This is a genomic window from Streptomyces sp. O3 (assembly GCF_054788135.1).
Window position 1 is genome coordinate 1 of sequence record NZ_JBTVYK010000018.1, and the last position, 21,389, is coordinate 21,389.

23 protein-coding genes are annotated in these 21,389 nt (G+C 70.6%); 10 read left to right on the forward strand and 13 right to left on the reverse strand.

The genetic code is table 11. The annotated features are described in order from the left end of the window. Window positions 1–138: 138 nt before the first annotated feature. The 4 genes from ACX6XY_RS11400 to ACX6XY_RS11415 all read right to left on the reverse strand — a co-directional run bounded on the left by ACX6XY_RS11400 (window position 139) and on the right by ACX6XY_RS11415 (window position 5,867). The gene (locus ACX6XY_RS11400) at window positions 139–801 is read right to left on the reverse strand and encodes a DUF4360 domain-containing protein (RefSeq protein ID WP_460328879.1); all 663 of its coding nucleotides are present in this window, start codon (window positions 799–801) and stop codon (window positions 139–141) included. A 190-nt stretch (window positions 802–991) separates the two neighbouring features. Next, complete coding sequence (locus tag ACX6XY_RS11405; RefSeq protein ID WP_460328881.1) at window positions 992–3,844, reverse strand: DUF4132 domain-containing protein; 2,853 nt, start codon at window positions 3,842–3,844, stop codon at window positions 992–994. A 43-nt stretch (window positions 3,845–3,887) separates the two neighbouring features. After that, window positions 3,888–4,586: a peptide-methionine (S)-S-oxide reductase MsrA gene (msrA, locus tag ACX6XY_RS11410; RefSeq protein WP_460328883.1), complete on the reverse strand. Its 699-nt coding sequence runs from the start codon at window positions 4,584–4,586 to the stop codon at window positions 3,888–3,890. Between the two features lie 159 nt (window positions 4,587–4,745). Next, window positions 4,746–5,867, reverse strand: coding sequence for a hypothetical protein (locus ACX6XY_RS11415; RefSeq protein ID WP_460328885.1), 1,122 nt, complete (start codon window positions 5,865–5,867; stop codon window positions 4,746–4,748). Between the two features lie 74 nt (window positions 5,868–5,941). Here ACX6XY_RS11415 and ACX6XY_RS11420 point away from each other — a divergent pair, with 74 nt between their 5' ends. Then, on the forward strand, window positions 5,942–7,111 hold the full coding sequence (locus ACX6XY_RS11420) for a cystathionine gamma-synthase (RefSeq protein WP_460328887.1): 1,170 nt from the start codon (window positions 5,942–5,944) through the stop codon (window positions 7,109–7,111). A gap of 103 nt (window positions 7,112–7,214) precedes the next feature. Here the strand turns inward: ACX6XY_RS11420 and ACX6XY_RS11425 are convergent, their stop codons facing one another. The 3 genes from ACX6XY_RS11425 to ACX6XY_RS11435 all read right to left on the reverse strand — a co-directional run bounded on the left by ACX6XY_RS11425 (window position 7,215) and on the right by ACX6XY_RS11435 (window position 8,626). Continuing rightward, complete coding sequence (locus ACX6XY_RS11425; protein ID WP_460328889.1) at window positions 7,215–7,466, reverse strand: hypothetical protein; 252 nt, start codon at window positions 7,464–7,466, stop codon at window positions 7,215–7,217. Further along, window positions 7,463–7,966: a sigma factor-like helix-turn-helix DNA-binding protein gene (locus ACX6XY_RS11430; protein ID WP_460328891.1), complete on the reverse strand. Its 504-nt coding sequence runs from the start codon at window positions 7,964–7,966 to the stop codon at window positions 7,463–7,465. The genes ACX6XY_RS11425 and ACX6XY_RS11430 overlap by 4 nt, the downstream gene beginning before the upstream one ends. 135 nt (window positions 7,967–8,101) lie before the next feature. Continuing rightward, window positions 8,102–8,626, reverse strand: a complete 525-nt coding sequence (locus ACX6XY_RS11435) for a MarR family winged helix-turn-helix transcriptional regulator (protein ID WP_460328893.1) — start codon at window positions 8,624–8,626, stop codon at window positions 8,102–8,104. A 146-nt stretch (window positions 8,627–8,772) separates the two neighbouring features. On the opposite strand from ACX6XY_RS11435, the gene ilvA reads away from it, so the two are divergent. The 3 genes from ilvA to ACX6XY_RS11450 all read left to right on the forward strand — a co-directional run bounded on the left by ilvA (window position 8,773) and on the right by ACX6XY_RS11450 (window position 12,105). Further along, on the forward strand, window positions 8,773–10,065 hold the full coding sequence (gene ilvA, locus ACX6XY_RS11440) for a threonine ammonia-lyase (protein ID WP_460328895.1): 1,293 nt from the start codon (window positions 8,773–8,775) through the stop codon (window positions 10,063–10,065). Between the two features lie 160 nt (window positions 10,066–10,225). Beyond that, on the forward strand, window positions 10,226–11,242 hold the full coding sequence (locus tag ACX6XY_RS11445; RefSeq protein WP_460328897.1) for an ATP-binding cassette domain-containing protein: 1,017 nt from the start codon (window positions 10,226–10,228) through the stop codon (window positions 11,240–11,242). Further along, on the forward strand, window positions 11,239–12,105 hold the full coding sequence (locus ACX6XY_RS11450) for an ABC transporter permease (RefSeq protein WP_460328899.1): 867 nt from the start codon (window positions 11,239–11,241) through the stop codon (window positions 12,103–12,105). Before ACX6XY_RS11445 ends, ACX6XY_RS11450 begins: the two co-directional genes overlap by 4 nt. On the opposite strand, the gene ACX6XY_RS11455 is transcribed toward ACX6XY_RS11450, so the two are convergent. Next, entirely contained in the window at window positions 12,050–12,301 is a 252-nt protein-coding gene (locus tag ACX6XY_RS11455; protein WP_460328902.1) for a DUF397 domain-containing protein, read from the reverse strand. The two genes, ACX6XY_RS11450 and ACX6XY_RS11455, sit on opposite strands and share 56 nt — an antisense overlap. Further along, complete coding sequence (locus ACX6XY_RS11460; RefSeq protein ID WP_460328904.1) at window positions 12,298–13,116, reverse strand: helix-turn-helix domain-containing protein; 819 nt, start codon at window positions 13,114–13,116, stop codon at window positions 12,298–12,300. The genes ACX6XY_RS11455 and ACX6XY_RS11460 overlap by 4 nt, the downstream gene beginning before the upstream one ends. 111 nt (window positions 13,117–13,227) lie before the next feature. On the opposite strand from ACX6XY_RS11460, the gene ACX6XY_RS11465 reads away from it, so the two are divergent. From ACX6XY_RS11465 to ACX6XY_RS11480, 4 genes are all read left to right on the forward strand, one after another. Next, a complete protein-coding gene (locus ACX6XY_RS11465; protein ID WP_460328906.1) occupies window positions 13,228–13,431 on the forward strand; it encodes a hypothetical protein in 204 nt (67 codons plus the stop codon). A 190-nt stretch (window positions 13,432–13,621) separates the two neighbouring features. Then, the gene (locus ACX6XY_RS11470) at window positions 13,622–13,852 is read left to right on the forward strand and encodes a hypothetical protein (protein ID WP_460328907.1); all 231 of its coding nucleotides are present in this window, start codon (window positions 13,622–13,624) and stop codon (window positions 13,850–13,852) included. 72 nt (window positions 13,853–13,924) lie between these two features. Beyond that, window positions 13,925–14,575: a radical SAM protein gene (locus ACX6XY_RS11475; protein ID WP_460328909.1), complete on the forward strand. Its 651-nt coding sequence runs from the start codon at window positions 13,925–13,927 to the stop codon at window positions 14,573–14,575. Then, entirely contained in the window at window positions 14,550–15,362 is an 813-nt protein-coding gene (locus tag ACX6XY_RS11480; protein WP_460329084.1) for a protein kinase, read from the forward strand. The genes ACX6XY_RS11475 and ACX6XY_RS11480 overlap by 26 nt, the downstream gene beginning before the upstream one ends. Before the next feature lie 153 nt (window positions 15,363–15,515). On the opposite strand, the gene greA is transcribed toward ACX6XY_RS11480, so the two are convergent. Both greA and ACX6XY_RS11490 read right to left on the reverse strand, forming a co-directional pair. Next, the gene (gene greA / locus ACX6XY_RS11485; RefSeq protein WP_460328911.1) at window positions 15,516–16,013 is read right to left on the reverse strand and encodes a transcription elongation factor GreA; all 498 of its coding nucleotides are present in this window, start codon (window positions 16,011–16,013) and stop codon (window positions 15,516–15,518) included. A gap of 218 nt (window positions 16,014–16,231) precedes the next feature. Further along, window positions 16,232–16,666, reverse strand: coding sequence for a DUF4307 domain-containing protein (locus ACX6XY_RS11490; protein ID WP_460328914.1), 435 nt, complete (start codon window positions 16,664–16,666; stop codon window positions 16,232–16,234). Between the two features lie 239 nt (window positions 16,667–16,905). Between ACX6XY_RS11490 and mca the strand changes: the two genes are divergently transcribed. Both mca and ACX6XY_RS11500 read left to right on the forward strand, forming a co-directional pair. Continuing rightward, the gene (gene mca, locus ACX6XY_RS11495) at window positions 16,906–17,787 is read left to right on the forward strand and encodes a mycothiol conjugate amidase Mca (RefSeq protein ID WP_460328916.1); all 882 of its coding nucleotides are present in this window, start codon (window positions 16,906–16,908) and stop codon (window positions 17,785–17,787) included. Then, window positions 17,780–18,073 (forward strand): hypothetical protein, encoded by a 294-nt coding sequence (locus ACX6XY_RS11500; protein ID WP_460328919.1) that lies wholly within the window; start codon window positions 17,780–17,782, stop codon window positions 18,071–18,073. The genes mca and ACX6XY_RS11500 overlap by 8 nt, the downstream gene beginning before the upstream one ends. Before the next feature lie 133 nt (window positions 18,074–18,206). Here the strand turns inward: ACX6XY_RS11500 and ACX6XY_RS11505 are convergent, their stop codons facing one another. Together ACX6XY_RS11505 and ACX6XY_RS11510 are read right to left on the reverse strand one after the other, a co-directional pair. Continuing rightward, window positions 18,207–18,713, reverse strand: coding sequence for a DinB family protein (locus ACX6XY_RS11505; RefSeq protein ID WP_460328921.1), 507 nt, complete (start codon window positions 18,711–18,713; stop codon window positions 18,207–18,209). Between the two features lie 191 nt (window positions 18,714–18,904). Beyond that, entirely contained in the window at window positions 18,905–21,238 is a 2,334-nt protein-coding gene (locus tag ACX6XY_RS11510) for a glyoxal oxidase (protein ID WP_460328923.1), read from the reverse strand. Between the last annotated feature and the right edge of the window lie 151 nt (window positions 21,239–21,389).

Here is a 21,389-nt window from a genome sequence, read left to right on the forward strand (position 1 = left end):
GGGTCGGCGGGGGCGGGGGCGGCCGGGGGGGCGGCGGTGGCGCGGGGGCGGGCCGCGCCACCGCCGCGTTCTCACGTTCGGTAACTGACATGCAGCGATTGTTCACTGTCAGTAGCTACCGGTGGGGAAGGCGCGCGGTCAGCCTTTCTTGCACTCCTTCCAGGCGAGTCGGTACACGGTGTTGATGTCTCCGTCCGTGGAGTCCATGGTCATGAAACTGGTCCTGGCGGGGTCCGATGTGCCGGTGTCGACGCGGAGTTCGGTGTTGATGTTGAAGTTCCGCTGCACCCCGCAGGGCGCCCAGACCAGCTGTCCCCAGTCGGTCTCGTCGGTGGCCTGCCAGTTGTCGTTGTACGGTCCCGAGAACGGGTGGGTGGCGGACGCGGTGTCCGGCGATCCCTGGAAGTAGTACGACGCCTTCTGCTGGCTCTTCGCGCCGGGCTGCAGTGACGCGAACCCGCGGTAGTCGGCGCTGGCGATCGCGTACGTGAAGCCGTGCGGGACGTACACGACCAGGTTGAGCTGGCAGTTCTTCCGGAAGTCGATCGGGTCGGACGCCCCGCCCGCGCGGGCGAGGTACTGGCTGTACGTGACGGTGAAGGCGGTGTTGTCCTCGGACACGGCCACCGCGGCCGTTCCCTCCGGGCAGCCCGAACCGTTCACCGTCGCGATCTCGATCACGATCTTGTCGGCGGGCGGATCGGTGATCCGCGACGCGTCCTGCGCCGACGCCGAGTGCGGGGCGAGCGTCGCGGCGAACAGGCCGATCGCCACACCGCCCTTGAGTATTCCGCCGTACATGGGTCTCCCATCGCGTGCGTTGAGAGTGGGGGGTTGGGTTGTCGCCTCGTGCGACGTGCGACGGCATGCGCATGCCCATACAACGGATCGAGCAGGATGGTACGGACCTCTCAGGGGCGCGCCTAGGGCGTTGTCCGGCCATTGTCGAAGCGCGGACGGCGCGGACGGCGCGGGCGGCGCGGCGCGGACGTCAGTCCGTCGTGGTGGTCCGGGTGGTCAGGGCGGTCAGGTCGCGCAGCACCTCGGACGCGGTGATGTCGTCGAGGTCGCCGAGCCGACTGGGGGTGTGGACCGGGGAGCCCTCGATCTCGTGGGTCAGCCAGAGGTGCGCGATCTCTTGGGAGTCGAAGGCGCGGAATTCGCCGCGGATGACTCCGGGGTCCAGCGAGAGGACGAGGTACCGGTCGTCGGCGAGGCGCAGGTAGGGGCCGTACTCGATGGTGGCGATCTGCACGTGGCCGCGTTGCCAGCCCCGCTCCAGCAGGCCGAGGATCGCGTCGGGGGTGAGCGACGCACCGACGAAGCGTTCCAGGAGGGTGCCGCCGCGTTCCTCTTCGGTGAGGCGGTGGACGTCCCGGTCCAGTTGGGGGAAGGGCTGGCCGATCCCCTGGTCGGCGAACAGCCCGGCCCACGCACGGCACTCCGCGCCGAGTTCGATGGGGTGCGCGATGCTGATCCCGGCGCGTTGGGGGAGGGTGACGGCGCTGCCGTCGAGGCCGGTGAAGGCGCCGTCCTCGGTGATGCGGAAGGTCTGCGTGGAGGGACGCTTACCGGTGTCCTCGGCGTCCTCAGCGTCCTCGGCGTCCTCGGCGATCCAGACCAGGCCGCGCCCGGCGCGCCGCAGCAGCGGATGGCCGACGATCCGTTCGGCGAACTCCCGTCGGCTCCAGCGTCGTCCGGTGGTCATGGCGTGTTCGAGGCGCGGCAGCTGGTCGGCGGCGAGGGCACGCAGCTCCCTGTCCAGCCGGTGCGGACACCACGCCGCCCCCTGGTCGGGTATCCCGCCGCCGCAGGCCTTCCGCTCGCCCTGAGCGTCCGTGTCCCCGCCGCCGGTGTGGTCGGTGACGTGGAGGCGCAGGCGCTCGTCGATGGTGCCGGTGGGCGTCGTGTCGCCGCAGGAGAGGGCGGGGGAGCCGGTCAGCGGGAGGCCGAGGCCGGGCACCAGCCGGTCGGCGAGCTGGTCGGCGGTCAGTTCCTCACTGTCGGCGATCGCTTGGAACCTGGACCGGGCCTCGTCCGCCAGTTGCCGGAACGGCGTCCGCCGGGCGATCCGGTCCAGGTCGTACCAGGCGGCGTCGGTGCCGAGCGCGACCAGCGCGTCCAGCGCGAGTACGGCGACTTCCTGCCAGCCCTCGCCGGGCCAGTGGCAGAGCTGGGACGTCAGGCGGCGGGCCGTGTCGTCGTCGCCGATGAGGCCGAGCTGGGCGAGCTCCCAACTGCCGCGGTCGGGCGAGTCGGATGACTCCCAGACACGGAACAGCGCCCAGGAGAACCCGGCCAGGGAGGCCGGGTCGCACGCGTGGCGCAGCTCGGCCAGCGCACGGGCGTCCGGTTCGTCGGCGGCCAGCAGCCCGATCAGCCGGGCGACCGCCTGGTCCGGCAGGCTGGTGCGGCGGTCGCGGAGCAGCACCTGGGGCAGCTCGGCCGGGTTGAGCCAGCCGGGAACCGCGGTGTCCGGCACTGGGGAGTCGGCGGCCAGCGCCGCGGGCAGCGACGCGGGCGCGGCGGCGGGGCGTGGCGCGGCGGCGGCCAGGTGGTCCGACACGGTCTGCCGGGTCTGCTCGGCCAGCCGGGGCAGAGCGGCGCGCAGCGCGTCGGGGCGGTTCCTGGCCCAGTCGTCGAGGACGTCGGAGGCGAACACCCCGATGCGGTCGTCCCGGAGGCGGGTCTGGACCGTCAGGCGCACCGCCCGCAGCGGGTACCGGTGCAGGGCGTCCCGCAGCTCCGCCCAGACTTCGTAGGTCTGAAGGCAGTCGAGCAGCAGCAGGAAGGCGTCGTCGCACGGCAGCGCGGACAGCACCTCCACCGTGCGCGGATCGGGGAAGCCGGGGGCGACCTCCTCCGGGTCCATCTCCTCCGGATCGATGTCCTCCGGGTCGATGGCGTGGCGGTCGCTCAGTTTCCGCAGCAGCGGGGTGAGTCCCGCGCCCAGGCCCACCGCCATCGTGGCCAGCACGGGGAACTCGCCGCTCTCGTCGGCGAGAAAGGCCGCGTCGCCGAGCAGTTCCAGCTGCTCGGCGGTGCTGAGCGAGCAGAGCAGCATGATCCGGGCGGGTTGTTCCCAGGAGTAGTGCATCGCGGGCGGCCCTTCGACGCACAGCGCGTCCACCCACGCCCGCTGGGTGGGCACGAGGTAGGCGGCGGTGAAACGCCGCTGCGGGGTGGTGCGCAGCGCGGCCAGACGGTCCACGGCCCGGTCGTACTTCGCCTGTGGGGCGGCGGCGAGCAGCGCCCGTATCCTGCGGCCCGCGCACCAGCCGCGCAGATAGCGGTACGTCGGGCCGTCGGGTTCTTCGGCGCGCAGGGCGAGGACGCGCCCCCATTGGCGGTACTGGGGTCCCTCGGTGGTGTCGCGGGTCAGTACGAGGGCGTGCAGCTCGGTGTAGGCGCACGCGGCGAAGACGACGCCGTGTTCCCCGGCCCAGGCGTCGACCAGGCCGGTCCACACCGCGACGGTTCCCGCGTCGTCTACCGCGAGGCGTCCCTCGTGGCGCGATTCGTCGCCCTCGCGGGCGAGCGCGAGGGTGGCGACCGCGGCCGCGCCGAAGGGGTCGGCGGCGCCGTCGAGGTAGGCGCGGGCGGCGTCGGCGACCCCAGGCCCGAGTTCGATGGCGTCCAGATCCCGTTCGATCTGTTCCCGCTCGGCGGCCAGCCGCTGCCGCCACCGCGCTCCCGCCGCGGGGTCGGGCTCGGCGGGCGGAACGGGGCCGATGTCGCGGCGCGGATGCAGCTGGTCCCGCCAGGACTCGGGGACGGCCATCACGTTTTCGGCCTCGTCCGGAACGACCGTGGTGGACAAGGCTGGATCAATCGAACAGGTCATGAACCGAACCCTAGGACGCCTCTTGACGGCCCGTCATCGGCGATCAGTCGTCGGCCGGCGCGATCCCCGTCGGGCAGGCCCGCCCCCAGTTCGTCTCGGAAGGGCTGCTCAGTTTGACGCCCGTGCCGCCGATGCCGCAGTAGCCGCCTGGGTTCTTGTCGAGGTACTGCTGGTGATACGCCTCGGCCGGGTAGAACGGGCGGCCCTCCGCCGGGAGGATCTCCGTGGTGATCGTGCCGTGGCCGGAGGCGGTCAGGATCTGTTGGTAGGCGTCGCGGGAGGCCTCCGCCGCCGCGGCCTGGGCGTCGGTGTGGGGGTAGAGGGCCGAGCGGTACTGGGTGCCCACGTCGTTGCCCTGGCGGAAGCCCTGGGTGGGGTTGTGGGACTCCCAGAAGAGTTTCAGGAGCGTGGCGTAGGAGACCACGGCCGGGTCGAAGACCACGCGGACCGCCTCGGTGTGGCCGGTCAGGCCCGAGCAGGCTTCCTCGTAGGTGGGGTTCGGGGTGTGGCCGCCCTGGTAGCCGACCAGGGTCGTCCAGACGCCGTCCGCCTGCCAGAACTTCCGCTCGGCGCCCCAGAAGCAGCCCAGGGCGAAGTCGGCGACCTCCAGGTGCGGGGGATAGGGGCCGAGCAGCGGGTTGCCCAGGACCGTGTGGCGGTCGGGGACGGAGAACGCGGGCTCGGCGCGCCCGCTCAGGGCCTCCTCGGGGGTGGGGAGCACGGGGGTGCGGCCGAACAGCATGGGGATCTCCTCGTGACGCGGACGGCGGGCGTGGGACTCGTACAACGTTCGAGCGGGCGGCGGGATTCCGGGCGCGGCGCTCCGGCAGGGTAGGGGCAGCCGGACAGGGACCGGACAGGGACCGGACAGGGACCGGTCAGGGAGCGGCGCGGCGGGCGGTCAGTGCGGGAGTGTCGCCGGGCTGCCGCCGTTCGCCTCGTAGCCCGCCACGGCCAGGGCGCGGAACACCGTGTACTCGGCGGCCGGGTCGGCCGACAGCGTCCACGGCAGGGCGCCGACGTGGCCGTCCACCGCCACCAGCTGCTGCATGGCCTCGCCCCAGCGCTCGGAGCTGACCAGGAAGAAGACCAGCAGGTGGCGTACGTGCGCGAGCATCGGGTCGTCGGCGCGGGCCGACGCCACGGCGAACCGCGCGCCCTCGATGGCGTTGCGCACGACCTCGCTCTCCCAGAAGCCGCGCACCATGTTCACCTCAGGGAGGTGGTCGTACACCGCGAACAGCGGGAGGGCCGCGAGCAGCGAGCCGTGCGGCGCGCGGGCCGCCGCGGCCTCCGCGAACTCGTAGGCGTCGGCGCGCGAGCCGTGCCACTTCTCGCTCACGTACGGCAGCGCGGCCAGATGCGCCCCCATGTGCTGCGGCGCGCGGTCCAGGACCTTCAGCCAGAGCCGGTCGAAGTCATCGCGGGGATAGCCGAGGGCCCTGGCGATCGCCAGTTCGGTGAGGTGCGGGACCGGGTCGTCGGGCGCGAGCCGCGCCGCGTCGGCGACGGCCGCGCGCGCCTCCTCCAGGATGATCCGGTGCTCGTCGGTGCCGGGCGTGGCCGTACGGAACGCCTGCTGCACCAGGAACTCCGCGTGCACGGCCGCGCCGCCCGCGTCCTCGGGCTCCGCGGCGCGCCAGTTCCGCAGCCACTGGGCGCCGGGGTCGAGCAGGCCGCCGCCCGGCTTCCGCGCCAGCTCCAGCGACGCGGCGCCCGCGAAGGCCTGCACACGCTGCCAGCGCCGCTCGCCCTCCCGCTCGGTGCCGGACAGCAGCTGGGACGCGGCCCGCCAGTCCTGGGTCTGCTGCACCACGTCCAGGACGTCCAGCAGGTCCTGGTCGGGGCCCGGCATCCGGATGTCCAGCTCCTCCTGGCGCACGAATCCGTACGCCGCCGGGTCCGCGGCGTCCGGCGCGCCCGGAGCGGCCAGCTTGATGCCGCCCGCGCCGCGTCGGCGCACGATCATCATGACGGCCGCCCCCAGCATCATCGCCGCCATCAGGGCCCAGAGAATCTCCATGACTCCAAGCGAACCAGACGGGTGTGACAAACCGCGAACCAGAGGGGGCCTCGGCACGACTACGCTCGGGACGCATGAGCGACAGGCACACCACAGACAGCCACAGCGGGCAGAGTTTCGAGACGCTCGCCATCCACTCGGGCAACACCGCGGACCCCCTGACGGGCGCCGTCGTGCCCCCCATCTACCAGGTCTCGACGTACAAGCAGGACGGCGTCGGCGGGCTGCGCGGCGGCTACGAGTACAGCCGCAGCGCCAACCCGACCAGGACCGCCCTGGAGGAGAACCTCGCGGCCCTGGAGGGCGGCCGTCGCGGGCTCGCGTTCGCGTCCGGGCTCGCCGCTGAGGACTGCCTGCTGCGCACCCTGCTCAGCCCCGGCGACCACGTCGTCATCCCGAACGACGCCTACGGCGGCACCTTCCGGCTGTTCGCCAAGGTCGTCTCGCGCTGGGGCGTGGACTTCTCGGTCGCCGACACCAGTGACGTGGCCTCGGTGCGGGCGGCGCTGACCGACCGTACGAAGGCGATCTGGGTGGAGACCCCGTCGAACCCGCTGCTCGGCATCACCGACATCGCGGCGCTGGCGGCCGTGGCCCGCTCCGCCGGGGTGCGGCTGGTCGTCGACAACACCTTCGCCAGCCCGTATCTGCAGCAGCCGCTCGCGCTCGGCGCGGACGTCGTCGTGCACTCGACGACCAAGTACATGGGCGGCCACTCGGACGTGGTCGGCGGCGCGCTGGTCGTCGACGACCAGGAGCTGGGCGAGGAGCTGGCGTTCCACCAGAACGCGATGGGCGCGGTCGCCGGGCCGTTCGACGCCTGGCTGGTGCTGCGCGGCATCAAGACCCTCGCCGTACGCATGGACCGGCACAGCGAGAACGCCGAGCGGATCGCCGAGATGCTCAGCGGCCACGCGCGCGTGACGCGGGTGCTCTATCCGGGGCTGCCCGAGCACCCCGGCCACGAGATCGCCGCCAAGCAGATGAAGTCCTTCGGCGGGATGGTGTCCTTCCAGGTCGACGGCGGCGAGGAGGCTGCGGTCGGGGTCTGTGACCGGGCGAAGCTCTTCACGCTGGGCGAGTCGCTGGGCGGCGTCGAGTCGCTGATCGAGCATCCGGGGCGGATGACGCACGCGTCGGCGGCGGGCTCGGCCCTGGAGGTCCCGGTCGATCTCGTACGCCTCTCGGTGGGCATCGAGTCCGTGGACGACCTGCTCGCCGACCTGCGGCAGGCGCTCGGCTGACGACCGCGCGACACCCTGGTGACCGGCGGTACGAGCCGGTCACCAGCCGGTCGGGTCACCAGCCGGTCGGGTCACCAGCCGGTCGGGGTACCAGCCGGTCGGGTCACCAGCCGGTCAGGGGCGGGGTCGTCTCCGACGGCGGCACCGCCCAGGGCTCCGCGAGCGACGCCCAGAGCAGGAAGGCCGTCAGCGCCGCGGCCACGACCAGCCAGGTCAGGCGCCGTGCCCACCGCCTGCGCCGCCGCAGGCGGTCACCGCGGCGCACCGCTTCCGCGTACAGCTGGGGCGGCACAGGAGGCGGCGGGGCGTCCAGGACGCGGCGTATCTGGAGCTCCTTGCGGTCGGGCGGGCTCATGACGGCGCCGCCTTCACCGGGGTTCCCGTGCCGTCCGCGCGCGGACGGCTCAGCAACGCGGCCATGCCGCGCACCGTGAGCGCGCGGACCCGCTCCACCGGGAGCCCGAGCTGGGCCGCGGTCTGCTCCTCGGCGACGCCCTCGGAGAACCGCAGCACCAAGACCAGCCGCTCCCGCGGACTGAGCGGCGCCAGCACCCCCGCGTCGCCGCGCCGCCGCCGCAGCGCCGCCGTGTGCTCCGCGTACCAGCCGCCGCGGGCGAAGCGCGCGGCGAGCTCCTGGCGGGCGTGTTCGTACGGGTCGTCGCCGCGCAGCCGGTCCCAACCGGCGTACGTGCTGGCGAACGCGGCGGTCAGCAGGCGACGCGCGCGGGGGTTGGCGGCGGGCGGCTCCGCGGTCAGCAGGGTCGCGGCATGCAGCAGCCGCCCTGCCGCGCCCGCGACGAATGCCTCGAACTCCCGAGCGCGGTGGGCGTCCTGAGCCGCCTGCCGCTGTCGCACCGAGCCTCCATCGGGCCCGCGCCTACCGAGTGCCGAGGGCCTGATCTCATATCAGGCCAGGTACCGGACTCGGGTCAAGAGGCGGGCGGCACCCAGTACAGAGCGGGCGGCACCCAGTACGGCACGGCATACGTCCTACGACGGCTGGCCCGCCGGGCCGCCCGCCGCGTCGCCGCTCGCGGACGCACCGGCCTGCCGGGCCGAGAGCGCGGAGTTGAAGCGGGTGAGGAGCGCGCAGAACGCCTCGCGCTCCTCGGGCGTCCAGTCCTCGGTCAGCCGCGCCATCAGCTCGCGCCGCGATGACCGCACCTCGTCGAGTCTGGCCAGCCCGCGCGGCGAGAGCTGGAGCACGACCGCGCGGCCGTCCTCCGGGTGCGAGGCGCGGCTGACGAGTCCGCTCTCCACCAGCGGGGCGACCTGCCGGGTGACCGTCGAGGAGTCGATGCCCATGCTGGCCGCGAGCGCCTTGACGCCCATCGGGCCTTCGTTGCCGAGCCGGTTGAGCAGCAGATACGCCGCACGGTCCATGGAGTTGCGCACCTGGCCGACCCCGCCCAGCCGGGTCTGTTCGGCGCGGCGCGCGAACACGGCGACCTCGTGCTGCAGGCTGTCGAGGAGGCCGGGGCTGCCGGCGGTCGTCATGTCCGAAGGTGTGGGCATGGCCGGGGGCTCACTTCATGCGACGGCGGGTGGGATGGGGGACAGAGTACGCGGCCCGCGGCCCGCCCGTACCGGCGTGGGGCAAACCCGTGGTCCGCCCCTCGGACACCCGCGCCGCGGCGGCCGTCTGCTGCCAGACTTGTGTCATGAGCCACCGCCCATCTGACTCCTTTCCCGCATCGGAGCCCACACCGGGACCCGTACCGCGGCCGATCCGGCGGACGGCGTCGCCCCTCCCCGCGGTGACGCTCGACGATGTGCGCGGCGCGCAGAAGATGCTCGCCGGGGTCGCGCGCGTGACCGCGATGGAAGGCAGCCGCCACCTCACCCAACTGGTCGGCTCCCCGGTGCACTTCAAGTGCGAGAACCTCCAGCGCACAGGCTCGTTCAAACTGCGCGGCGCCTATGTGCGGATCGCCGGGCTCAGCCCCGAGGAGCGCGCGGCCGGGGTGGTCGCGGCCAGCGCGGGCAACCACGCCCAGGGCGTCGCCCTGGCCGCCTCGCTGCTCGGGGTGCGCTCCACGGTGTTCATGCCCGTCGGGGCCCCGCTGCCGAAGGTCGCGGCCACCCGTGACTACGGCGCGGATGTGCGGATGCACGGGCAGGTCGTCGACGAGACCCTGGCCGCCGCGCAGGAGTACGCCCGCAAGACCGGCGCCGTGTTCATCCACCCCTTCGACCACGCCGACGTCATCGCGGGCCAGGGCACGGTGGGCCTGGAGATCCTGGAGCAGTGCCCCGAGGTGCGCACCATCGTGGTCGGCGTCGGCGGCGGCGGTCTGGCGGCCGGGATCGCGGTCGCGGTCAAGGCGCTGCGGCCCGATGTGCGGCTCGTCGGCGTGCAGGCCGCGGGCTCGGCGGCGTACCCGCCCTCGCTGGCGGCCGGGCGGCCGGTGGCGATCGAGAACCCGGTCACGATGGCGGACGGCATCAAGGTCGGCCGCCCCGGCGACGTCCCGTTCAAAATCATTGGCGGACTGGTGGACGAGGTCCGTACGGTCTCCGAGGACGCGCTCTCCAGCGCGCTGCTGCTCTGCCTGGAGCGGGCCAAGCTGGTGGTCGAGCCGGCGGGGGCCAGCCCGGTGGCGGCGCTGCTCGGCGAGCCGGAGGCGTTCGCGGGCCCGGTGGTCGCGGTGCTGTCCGGCGGCAACGTCGACCCGCTGCTGATGCAGCGCATCCTGCGGCACGGCATGGCGGCCGCGGGCAGATATCTGTCCCTGCGGCTGCGTCTCACCGACCGGCCGGGTGCGCTCGCCACGCTCCTCGGGGTGTTGTCAGTGGTGGATGCGAACGTGTTGGACGTGAGCCACGTACGGACCGACCCGCGACTCGGGCTCACGGAGGTGGAGGTGGAGCTGCATCTGGAGACGAAGGGGCCCGAGCACTGCGCCGAGGTGGGGGCGGCGCTGCGGGACGCGGGCTACACCGTCATGGCGTGACCTTGAACTGACCAGTTCGCCTTCACCAGTTCACCCGATCGCCTGACGTAACGCGATGTATCGCGTTACGCTGGACGGGCGCTGCTGTTCCACCAGGCGAGGCCCGTCCGCCGAACCTACGATTTAACGCGGAACCACCTGAAACGCTGGGAGAACTCATATGCCAGGCGCCATCTACGCCGAAGGGCTGGTCAAGCACTTCGGCGACGTCAAGGCTCTGGACGGCGTCGACATCGATGTCCCCGAAGGCACCGTACTCGGCCTCCTCGGTCCGAACGGCGCGGGCAAGACCACCACCGTGCGCTGCCTGACCACGCTGCTCACCCCCGACAGCGGCAAGGCGGTCGTGGCGGGCATCGACGTCCTCAAGCACCCCAACGAAGTACGGCACTCCATCGGCCTGTCCGGCCAGTTCGCGGCCGTCGACGAGTACCTCACCGGCCGCGAGAACCTCCAGATGGTCGGCCAGCTCTACCAGATGAGCGCGCGGGACGCGAAGAAGCGGGCGGGCGAGCTGCTGGAGCGGTTCAACCTCGCGGACGCCGCCGACCGCCCCTCCAAGACGTACTCCGGCGGCATGCGCCGCAGACTCGACCTCGCCGCGGCCCTCGTGGTCTCGCCGCCCGTGATGTTCATGGACGAGCCGACCACCGGCCTCGACCCCCGCAACCGCCAGGCCCTGTGGGACGTGATCAGGGAGCTCGTCGGCGGCGGCACGACCCTCCTGCTGACCACCCAGTACCTCGAAGAGGCCGACAACCTGGCGCATGACATCTGCGTCATCGACCACGGCCGGGTCATCGCCCGCGGCACATCCGACCAGCTCAAGTCCCAGACCGGCGGCGAGCGCGTCGAGGTCGTCGTGCACGACCGCGAGCACATGCCGACCGCCGACGAGGTGCTGCGCGGCTTCGCCAGGGGCGAGACCACGATCGAGGAGCACACCCGCAAGCTGACCGTCCCGGTCGTCGGCGGGGCCAAGCTGCTCGCCGAGGTGATCCGCGAGCTGGACGCCCGCGGCATCGAGATAGACGACATCGGGCTGCGCCGCCCGACCCTGGACGACGTCTTCATCTCGCTGACCGGCCACGCGGCCGAGACGGCCGCCGAAGACGCCGACAGCGAGCAGACCGAGAACGCCAAGCCCCGCCGGGGCGCGAAGGAGGACGCGAAGTGAGTGCCGTAACCGAAGCCGCCGAGCCACGGGCCCCCCTGGCGACACGCGGCGGCGCCGGCCAGTCGGTCCGGGACTCGCTCGTCGTCGCCAAGCGCAACCTCATCCGGATGAGCCGGATCCCGGAAATGGTGATCTTCGGGCTGGTCCAGCCGATCATGTTCGTGGTGCTGTTCACGTATGTGTTCGGCGGCTCCATCAGCGTCGGAGGGTCCACGGACCCGCAGACCTACCGTGAATTCCTGATGGCGGGCATCTTCGCCCAGACGGTCACCTTCGCCACCGCCGGAGCGGGCGCGGGCATCGCCGACGACATGCACAAGGGGCTGATCGACCGCTTCCGGTCGCTGCCCATGGCACGCGGTGCGGTCCTCACCGGCCGGACCATCGCCGACCTCGCGCAGACCGCGCTCACCCTGGTAGTCCTCGCGGGCGTCGCCCTGCTCATCGGCTGGCGCGCCCACGAGAACATCCTCAAGGTTCTCGCTGGCTTTGGCCTGCTGCTCCTGCTCGGATACGCCTTCTCCTGGATCGGCGCGCTGATCGGCCTCTCGGTCCGTACCCCGGAGGCGGCCACCTCAGGCGGTCTGATCTGGCTCTTCCCGTTGACCTTCATCTCGAATGCCTTCGTGCCGGTGGACGGCATGCCGACGTTCCTCCAGCACGTCGCCGAATGGAACCCCTTCAGCGCCACCGTGGCAGCGGCCAGGAAACTGTTCGGCAACACCATCGAAGGGGCGCCCACCTCGGTGACCGGCGCCTGGCCGATGGAGCAGCCGGTGCTGGCCTCGATCCTCTGGTCGGTACTGATCATCGTGGTCTTCCGGACCCTCGCGGTCCGCAAGTACCGCAACGCGACCGCCTGAGCCGCGTGCGGCATGCCGCATGCCGCGTGACGAAGCCCACGAAGGCACCCCAGTTGGGGTTGGAGACCCTCAGGGTTCCCTTGCTGTGGTCCTTGGTGTCGCGGACCATGACGAACGGCTGGTTGTCAGCGACCTCAACGCAGTCGTTGGCGGCCCCACCGCTGTACGAGGACTTGTGCCAGTTCGGTGTACTCACTTCAACCTCTTCAGTGCTGCTTGGATCTTGGCCGTGGACGCCTCAGCCGTCAACGCGCTGGCTGCGAGCCGATCATAGACCCGCTGGAACTGCAACGACGTCTCAACGTCCTCGGAGTAGCTGCCGGTTAGGAACCCTTCCGTGTAGGCACCGCGTGACCCATCAGGGAGCGTGAGAACGTAGAGGGTGCCCACGATGTGCCCCGAGCCAAAGGGCAGGATCTGGATGCTGACATTGGGAGCTTCCTGGTGTTGGAGGAGCCGATCAAGTTGAGGTGCGGTGGTTTGATACAGCGCTGCCTCTGACAGGACGAGCGACATCCACGGAGGATCACCGCGCTCCCACACCCTTTGCCGCTGCATGCGTTGCTCGACGTACGAGTCGATGTCTCTAGGGTCTCCGGCCTGCCCTGCTAAGAGCAATTCGCGGGCATAGTCGGGCGTCTGGAGCAGGCCAGGCACTACGAATGATGCGGCGTGGAACGTGTTCGCCTCATCCTGCCTGCGCAGGAACGGCTTCGCATAGTCCTTGACCGTCTGATGCTCCAAGAGTCTGACCAGGTTCACGATGGAATCGCGAGGTAGTTCGAGGACCTGTTCCAGCTTGCTCGCAAGATCTCTGTCAGGCGGCACCTTGCCCGTCTCTACGTCAGAGACGCGGGACTGACTGACAAAGACCCGCCCAGCCAGGAACGTTTGCGACCAGTCCGCTGCCCCGGACTTGTTCTTCTGCCTGATTAAGCGGGCCTCTTGGACCATGTTCCCGATGTACTGCTCCAGGCTCGCGCTGGGATCGGGCTCATTGACTCGTGGCATATGCCAGTTACCTCGATCGTGCTCCGGTACTCCCCTTCTAGTGAGCGTAGCCGGGCAGGGGCACTCTGAATGAGCAACAACGGAATTCAACTCCCCTCAGGAGCAAGGATCATGAGTGCCGCACAGGGGCAACTTCCTTCGGAATTCAAGCTCGGTCAGGATGCGACCCTGGCCGATGGCGCGGCCGAGCTGTACGCGCTGATAGAGGCTGGCGGCTTCTGGCGGCTCGCCCCTGACTGGGTGCCTCGCGGCGGATACGTATCAACTCCCCGCGTTCTGGCAGCCGTTGCGACGAGGCTCAGGAGGAAGCTGTGAACGCGCCGCAGGCCCGAGGCGCAACCCCAGCGTGGGAGTACGAATACGCCACCTACACGCGCGGTGGCGAGCGGTGCTCGCTGTGCTCACGCCCCATCAGCGAGTACGAGCTTGCGCGGCGCGGCCGCGTCGAACACGCCTCCGGGGAGCCGGTCACCGTGTACCGGCACGCCAACCCATGCACCACGCGATGAACGCCCCCGCAGTACGCAGGCAGCGGGCGGCAGCGGTACCCGCCCCGGAGCTGGTGACGCTGCTGGTCGACCCTGACGGCCCGTACGCCGACTCCCCGCCCGGATGGTGGGACCCGTACGAGGGAGCGCTGGACGTGATCTCTGGCGTGGTCTACCTGCCCCAGAGAGCTACCCCGAGGCCCTGCCCGTTCCCGTGCACGGTGTGCGCCGAGAGGAGGCGGCAGTGACGCAGTCCGGGCAGGGACGCAGACACCATTCACCGACTGAAGGGAAGCACAGTGACAACAGCTACTGGCGAAATGCCGGAGGCGTTGACCGATCTCCGGTTCCTGTGGCTCGACCTGACGCGGAAGTGCCAGCTTCAGTGCGCGCACTGCTACAACGCGTCGGGACCTGACGGAGACCACGGCACGATGACCCGCGAGCACTGGTTTGAGGTCCTGGCCCAGGCGTGCAAGCTGGGGGTGAGCGGGGTGCAGCTCATCGGCGGCGAAGTGACCCTGCATCCCCACGCGATCGAGCTGGCCAAGCGGGCATGGGAGGTCGGCCTGCGGGTCGAAGTCTTCAGCAACCTCGTTCACGTGTCGGACGCCTGGTGGGAATTACTCCAGCGTGACGGCATGTCGCTCGCCACGTCGTACTACTCGGATCGGGCCGAGGAACACAACGCCATGACCGGCCGCCGCAGCCACGGCCGGACTCGCGCGAACATCAGCAAGGCTGTACGGCTCGGTGTCCCGCTACGTGTCGGAGTGATCGGCGATGACGAGGACCGCATCCGCGCAGCGCAGCGCGGGCTCACCGGTCCATCCGTGCTGCGGTCCCCGCGCCCACGATGGGGTGCGACCCCAGTTGCAGCCCCAACGACGAGTGCACTCCGGGGTATCCGGGCAGTGGGTGCACGCCGAGGAACTGAAGGGCTCCATGCAGGTCGAACTTCCCGGCCCTGAGTTCTGGGCGCTGATCCGCCCGTACACCGGAGAACTGGTGAACTCGCGACCTGCCGAGCACGGGTTCGGATCGGACCTGACGGCGGTGGTCGACTGCGAGCGTGGACCGTTCTTCGTCAAGGCCATGCGGAACCACCCTGGGGGCCGCCGCAACTCGATCATCCGGGAAAGGGAGGTCAATCCGTACGTACAACCGATCTCCCCGGCCCTGCGCTGGAGCACGGAAAACGAGGAGTGGATCGTCCTGGGGTTCGCCGTGGTCGATGGCAGGAAGGCGGACTTCACACCTGGATCTCCCGATCTCCCGGCCGTCATCGACACGCTGATCCGCATTGGGGCACTGGAGCTCCCCAAGGTCGCTGAGGACTGGCCAGAGAACCGCTGGGACCGCTTCGCTGCTGACGAGTCCGAAGCGTCTCAGTTCCGGGGCAGCTCACTGCTCTACACGGACATCAACGAGAGCAACATCATCATTGGCGGCCATGACGCCTGGGCTGTCGACTGGTCGTGGCCGACCAAGGGAGCGGGTTTCATCGACCCCGCCTGTCTCGTGGTGCAGCTCATCGCGGCGGGACACAATCCTGAGTCCGCCGAGTCCTGGGCGGCCCAATGCCCGGCGTGGGGCAGCGCGAGCACGGAGGCGCTCGACGCGTTCGCCTCCGCCACCCTCCGGATGAACCGTGCTGTCTCCGCTCGGAAGCCGACGGAGGTCTGGCTTGAGTCGATGGCGGAGGCAGCACAGGCATGGGCCAGCCATCGGGGAGTGGCAGTCTCTGACGGAGGTTGATCTTCCGGACCCTCGCGGTCCGCAAGTACCGCAACGCGACCGCCTGAGCCGCGTGCCGCGTGCCGCATGCCGCATGACGAAGCCCCCGGCCGTTTTCCCGGCCGGGGGCTTCGTCGTACGGATGGTGGGTGACGGCGGGGTGGGAGCCGGGGCTCAGCCCTGGTACGGCTTGGCGTCGAGGATCTTCACCGAGGCCATCTTGCCGTTGGGCAGCTCGTACTCGGCCATCGTGCCGACCTTCTGGCCGTTCACACCGTCGCCGAGCGGGGACTGCGGCGAGTAGGTGGCGATCTCCTCGGACGCGTACTCGCGGGAGGCCAGCAGGAAGGTCAGGGTGTCGTCCTCGTCGCCGTCGAAGGCGATCGTCACGACCATGCCCGGCGCGACCGTGCCGTCGGCCGCCGGAGCCTCGCCCACCTTGGCGTGCTCGAGCATCTGCGTGAGCTGGCGCACGCGGAGCTCCTGCTTGCCCTGCTCCTCCTTGGCCGCGTGGTACCCGCCGTTCTCCCGCAGGTCGCCCTCCTCGCGAGCCTCCGCGATCTTCGTGGCGATCTCGGTGCGAGCAGGACCAGACAGATACTCCAGCTCGGCCTTGAGCTGGTTGTACGCCTCCTGGGTCAGCCAGGTGACGTTGTCGCTGGTCTGGGTCACAGGTGCTCCTCGTCGGTGCTGGGAAATACAAATCATCGCCCTACCCCCAAGGATGTTCCCTCATGGGCGGGCGAAACCACGAGCCTAACAATTCAGCCGGGAAAGGGGGAGGACGTCAGCCGCTGATTTCGCGTCCGCGCAGGTCAGGCGGTGTCGTACGGGGCGGGCGGTGCCACGCGGGTCAGGCGGTGCCGTACGGGCGGCGGGTGCCGTACGGGTCAGTGAGCCGCCGCGTCGCACGCGAGCAGCTCGACGCTGGTGGCGCGGGTGGTCGTACGCATCCCGACGCGCTCGACCAGCAGCTTCTCGCGCTCGTCGAACGAGAAGTCCTTGCGGCCGACCTCGGCGCCGCTCTCGGCGAGCGCGCGCAGCGTGCAGACGCCGGGTGTCGCCGGGTCCTTGCGGATCTCCAGCCGGGCCGTGACCTCGGAGTCCGAGACCACCTCGAACGTGATCATCTCGCCGCTGAAGGCGTTGCCCGCTGAGACGTAGTGATAGCCGAGCCAGCCGACCACGCCGAGCAGCGCGGCGCCGAGCGCGGCGCCCACGACCTTCAGCCTGCGGTCCGTGCGGGCCTCGGCGGACCGTCCGTAACGGCCGTCGGGCGGCCCTGCGTCGGAGCCGCGCGTGTCCGCGTCGGGCACGGCGCTCATGATCGTCCTCTCCGTGGGGCCTCAGACGGTTCGCCAGACAGTTCGCCGGACGGTTCGCCGGACGAGCCCGTGGGGGCTTCTCCCGGATTGCCCTGTGCGTCCTCGTGGCGTCTTCGTGGGTGCCTTCGTAGCGTTCCGGGGAATTTTCCGCCCGTCGATACGGTCACTATAGAAGCTCGCCCCACGCGCCGAATCACCGAGGGCCCGCCGAGGCGCGCCCGATACACGAGGATCGAGTCTTGACTGAGCAGCTGCGACTGATGGCCGTGCACGCCCACCCCGACGACGAGTCGAGCAAGGGCGCGGCCACGATGGCCAAGTACGTGTCCGAGGGGGTGGACGTGCTGGTCGCCACCTGCACCGGTGGTGAGCGCGGCTCCATCCTGAACCCCAAGCTCCAGGGGGACGCCTACATCGAGGAGAACATCCACGAGGTCCGCGCCAAGGAGATGGACGAGGCGCGCGAGATCCTCGGCGTCAAGCAGGAGTGGCTCGGCTTCGTCGACTCCGGGCTGCCGGAGGGCGACCCGCTGCCGCCGCTGCCCGAGGGCTGCTTCGCGCTGGAGGACGTCGACAAGGCGGCGGGCGCCCTGGTCCGGCTGATCCGCGACTTCCGGCCGCAGGTGATCACCACGTACGACGAGAACGGCGGATACCCGCACCCCGACCACATCATGACCCACGAGATCACGATGGTGGCCTTCGACGGCGCGGCGGACCCCGAGAAGTACCCCGAGTCCGAGTTCGGCCCGGTGTTCCAGCCGCAGAAGCTGTACTACAACCAGGGCTTCAACCGGCCGCGCACCGAGGCCCTGCACCAGGCGCTCCTGGACCGCGGCATGGAGTCGCCGTACGAGGACTGGCTCAAGCGCTGGGACGAGTTCGAGCGCACCGAGCGCACCCTGACCACGCATGTGCCGTGCAGCGACTTCTTCGAGATCCGGGACAAGGCGCTGATCGCGCACGCCACGCAGATCGACCCCGACGGCGGCTGGTTCCGGGTGCCGATGGAGATCCAGAAGGAGGTCTGGCCCACGGAGGAGTACGAGCTCGCCAAGTCTCTGGTGGCTACTTCCCTCCCCGAGGACGACCTCTTCGCGGGCATCCGCGACAATGCCTGATGTGAACGTAAATCTGGCACTTACGCAGCTGGTCACACTCGCCGATGAGCTCGACGAGGACAAGGTGACGCCGGGCGTGCTCGGCTTCATCGTCTTCGCGGCGCTCGCGGGCGGTGTGTGGCTGCTGATGAAGTCAATGAACCGGAGCATGGGCAGGGTCTCCTTCGAGGAGGCCCCGGCCCCCGGCTCGGCCGCCGCGTCGGCCTCCGCCCCGGCTCCCGCCCCGGCCGCCGCCTCCGGCGAGGACCGGCAGGGGAAGGCCGACGAGGAGCCCCGGCGGGACTGACCCGCGAGGCCTGGCCCGGTGTGCTGCCCCGCGCGGGGCAGCACACTGAGCCCGTGCCCATCCGGCCGTCGCCGACCAGCGCCCGGCCGTCGCCCAGCCCGACGGCCCCGCCAAGCCCGCCGACCCGGACGGCCTAGTCGCCGGTCGTGCCGTCGAGCATCTCGCGCAGGATGTCCAGGTGGCCGTTGTGGCGGGCCGTCTCCTCGACGAGGTGGAGGAGGATCCAGCGCAGGTCGACACGCAGGCCGCCGCGGACGGTCCGCACGGCCCGCCGGTCCAGGTCGTTCCCGGCGACCAGCTCGCGATAGCGCGCGCTCTGTTCGGCGTATTCGTCGAGCAACCGCGCGAGCGGGAAGTCGACGGCGATACGCATCTCGCGGTCGGGGTCCTCCTCGGTCCAGGGACCCTGGTCCTCCTCGCCGAGGAACACCACCTGGAACCAGTAGTACTCGACCCAGCGCAGGTGGTTGATCACCCCGCTCATGGTCATCAGCGGCGAACCCGGCAGCAGCGCCTTGCGGGCGTGCTCCGCGGAGACGCCGTCGCACTTGGCGCGGGCGGTGTCACGGGCGTAGTCGAGGAACGTGGTGAGCTGGGTGCGCTCGTCCCACGCGGGAGGCGTGTCGTCGATCCTGGTCATCGCGTGAAGCGTCTCCGATCACGCGACCGATGTCGAGGGATATCGCTCAGCGCGCGGGGAACGGGTCCCGACCCGCGTCACGGCAGGGAGAAGGCCCGGAGGTGTGGATCCGGGCCTTGGCGGCGACCGTGGTGGTCAGTCGCGGTCTGTCGCGGGTTAGTCGTGGTGGGTGCGCGGGGGCTTGGGCGGGTCTATCGCGTGCTGACGGTCGGCAGGTGGACGAAGCGGGCCTTGGACGGGATGCCGCGGCTGTCGACCACGACGAGCAGGTAGTCGCCGGGTGGCGCCACCGCCGGTGTGTCGGGGGTGCGGAACTGGATGGTCCACTGTTCGTATCCGTCGGGGTCCTGGAGTCCCGTGCGCAGCCACACGTAGCGCTGGTCCATGTTGTTGCCGTGGGTGGTCGAACCGAACCGGATGAGCGCAACCGAGGTGCGGCCGTCGAGACCGGGGCCCTTGGCCTGGAGTCCGATCGTCTCGTTGTAGCCGAGGTCGGTCCAGCTGGTGTCGGCCCCGGCTACGGCGGTGATGGCGGGGCGGGGGCCGCGGTAGAGATACGGCGGGTAGTAGCGCTCGGCGGTGGTGTGCTCGTCCATCAGGGACTCGTTCGTCTCGGGGTCCTTGGCGAAGCCGCCCGTGCTGCCCGCCTTGAGTACGGTTCCGTCGGGCTGGAGCAGGGCCGTCGAGTGGTAGCGCCGGTCGGTCAGCGCCTCGGCGGCTGGCTTGAAGGTCTCGGTGTCCGGGTCGAAGATCTCGGAGGCGAGGACCGGGACCTTGTTCATGTCGCCCCAGCCCCGCGCGGACCCTCCGCTCACCAGGACCTTGCCGTCGGCCATGAGGGTCGAGTCGCACAGCACCCGCGCGTGCGTCATGCCGCCGACCCGCCGCCAGCCCGTCTGGCGTTTCAGGGGCTGGTGCGCGTCGACGTCCAGGATCTCCGCGGTGGCCGTGGACTTCTGCTTGAAGGTGACGTCGTGATGGTCCGTCTGTTCCTCGTGCTGGCCGCCGGTCACCAGGATCCGGTGCCGGGGCATGCCGGGACGGAGCGGGAGCAGGACGTTCGAGCCGTACGTGGGATAGCTGCGAGAGCCCGCCCCGTGCATGGGGTAGACGACGCGTTCTCGCACCAGCGGGCTGTCGCCCTTGGTCGTGTCGTACTGGTAGAGCCAGGCCCGGTTGCTCTCGACCATGGCGATCAGCGGCTTCGACGCGGCGGTCTTGCCGGGGAGGACGAAGATGTTGGGGTAGGTGGCCAGCCGCTCGTTCGACGGGATCAGGGTGGTGTCGATCAGCGTCCGCTCCCGGTCGAGGGGGCTCAGCGTGCCGCCGCCGTCGCCGCCGGCGGGGTCGTAGATCTGGTAGTCGTTGTTGATGCTGTTCCAGTAGCCCTTCTCTTCTTCGTCCTTGGATCTGTTGTGGGCGGGGTTGGTGCGGCTTCCGCCGGCGATCAGCATCCGGCCGTCGGGCAGCGTGGTGACGGTCGGGTACCAGCGGTTGAGGCCCATCGCCGGTCCCTTGCGCCAGCCGTTCGCGGCGTTGGGGTCGTACAGGTGAATGCCCCGGCCGTCTGCGAGTTCCTGGTGGCCGGGGTGGACGTGTCCTCCGGCGACGAGCAGCTTGCCGCTCGGCAGATGGGCGTGGCCTCCGCAGAAGATGTTCAGCGGTTTCACGTCGCCGCCGGTCATGGGCCGGTCGCGGGTCCGCAGGGTGTCGAGGTCGAGCGCGCGGGCTTCGAGGGCGCCCATGCGGTACGTCGTCCACACCCACTTGTCCGGCCGTTCGGGGTTCTGGATCAGGTTGCCCGCCGTGTCCGTGTCGCGCGCCGGGGACCACATGATGACCTCGACGCCGTCGCCCTTGCGGACCAGCGCGGCGTGTACGGCGACGATCTCCAGGTCGAGGAGCTGATGGTCGCGGTCCGCGCCGTACCAGCGCCCTCCGGACGGCTCGATCCAGACGTCCACCAGCATGGTGGCCTGACGGGTGCGGATCTCCAGCTGGTTGGCGGGCACGCCGGGGGAGCCGAGCCGACGCGGGGTCACCCAGAACGCGCCGGGGCCGCCTGCGGCGGTGGCGCGCAGTGTGACGGCGCCGTCCTCGGGCTTGTCGGGTGCGGCGCCGATCCGGGTGAGTCCGGTGGTGCTGCTGATCCGGATCTCGCCCGCACCGGGCGCACCGGGCGCACTGGGCGTGCCGGCCGCCGCGGCGATCGCCGCGGACAGGGCTGACGCGGGCTCAGGGGTGCGCAGGGGTACGCGTACCGGCGCGCCGTGGCCGTTCTCGTCGAGCTTCAGGTGGATCCAGCGCCGCCCCAGGAGCACGTCCGGGGCGGCGAGGTCGAGGGGCTCGCGGGGTTCGAGGGGGCCGAGCGCCCCGGCGGCGGATGCCTGGGGCGCGGCTTTGACGAGCAGCCCGGAGGCTGTCGCGGAAAGCGCTCCGGCCAGCAGGGCGCGCCGCCCCACCGGACTCGCCTCGGGAATTCCTTCGGGGGGACTTTCTTCGGGCAGCCGGGATGATCGTGTCATCGCGAACCTCGCACTCCGGGTAGTTTTCCGGTGTTCTCGGCTGCACGCTAGCAGGGGGAATGAGGGCTGCCTGAAAGCGCGGGAATCCGCATGTCAGAGGGCTTTCCTCATATTCGTATCGAGGGGTGGCGAGAAACGTTTCCGCGTCATT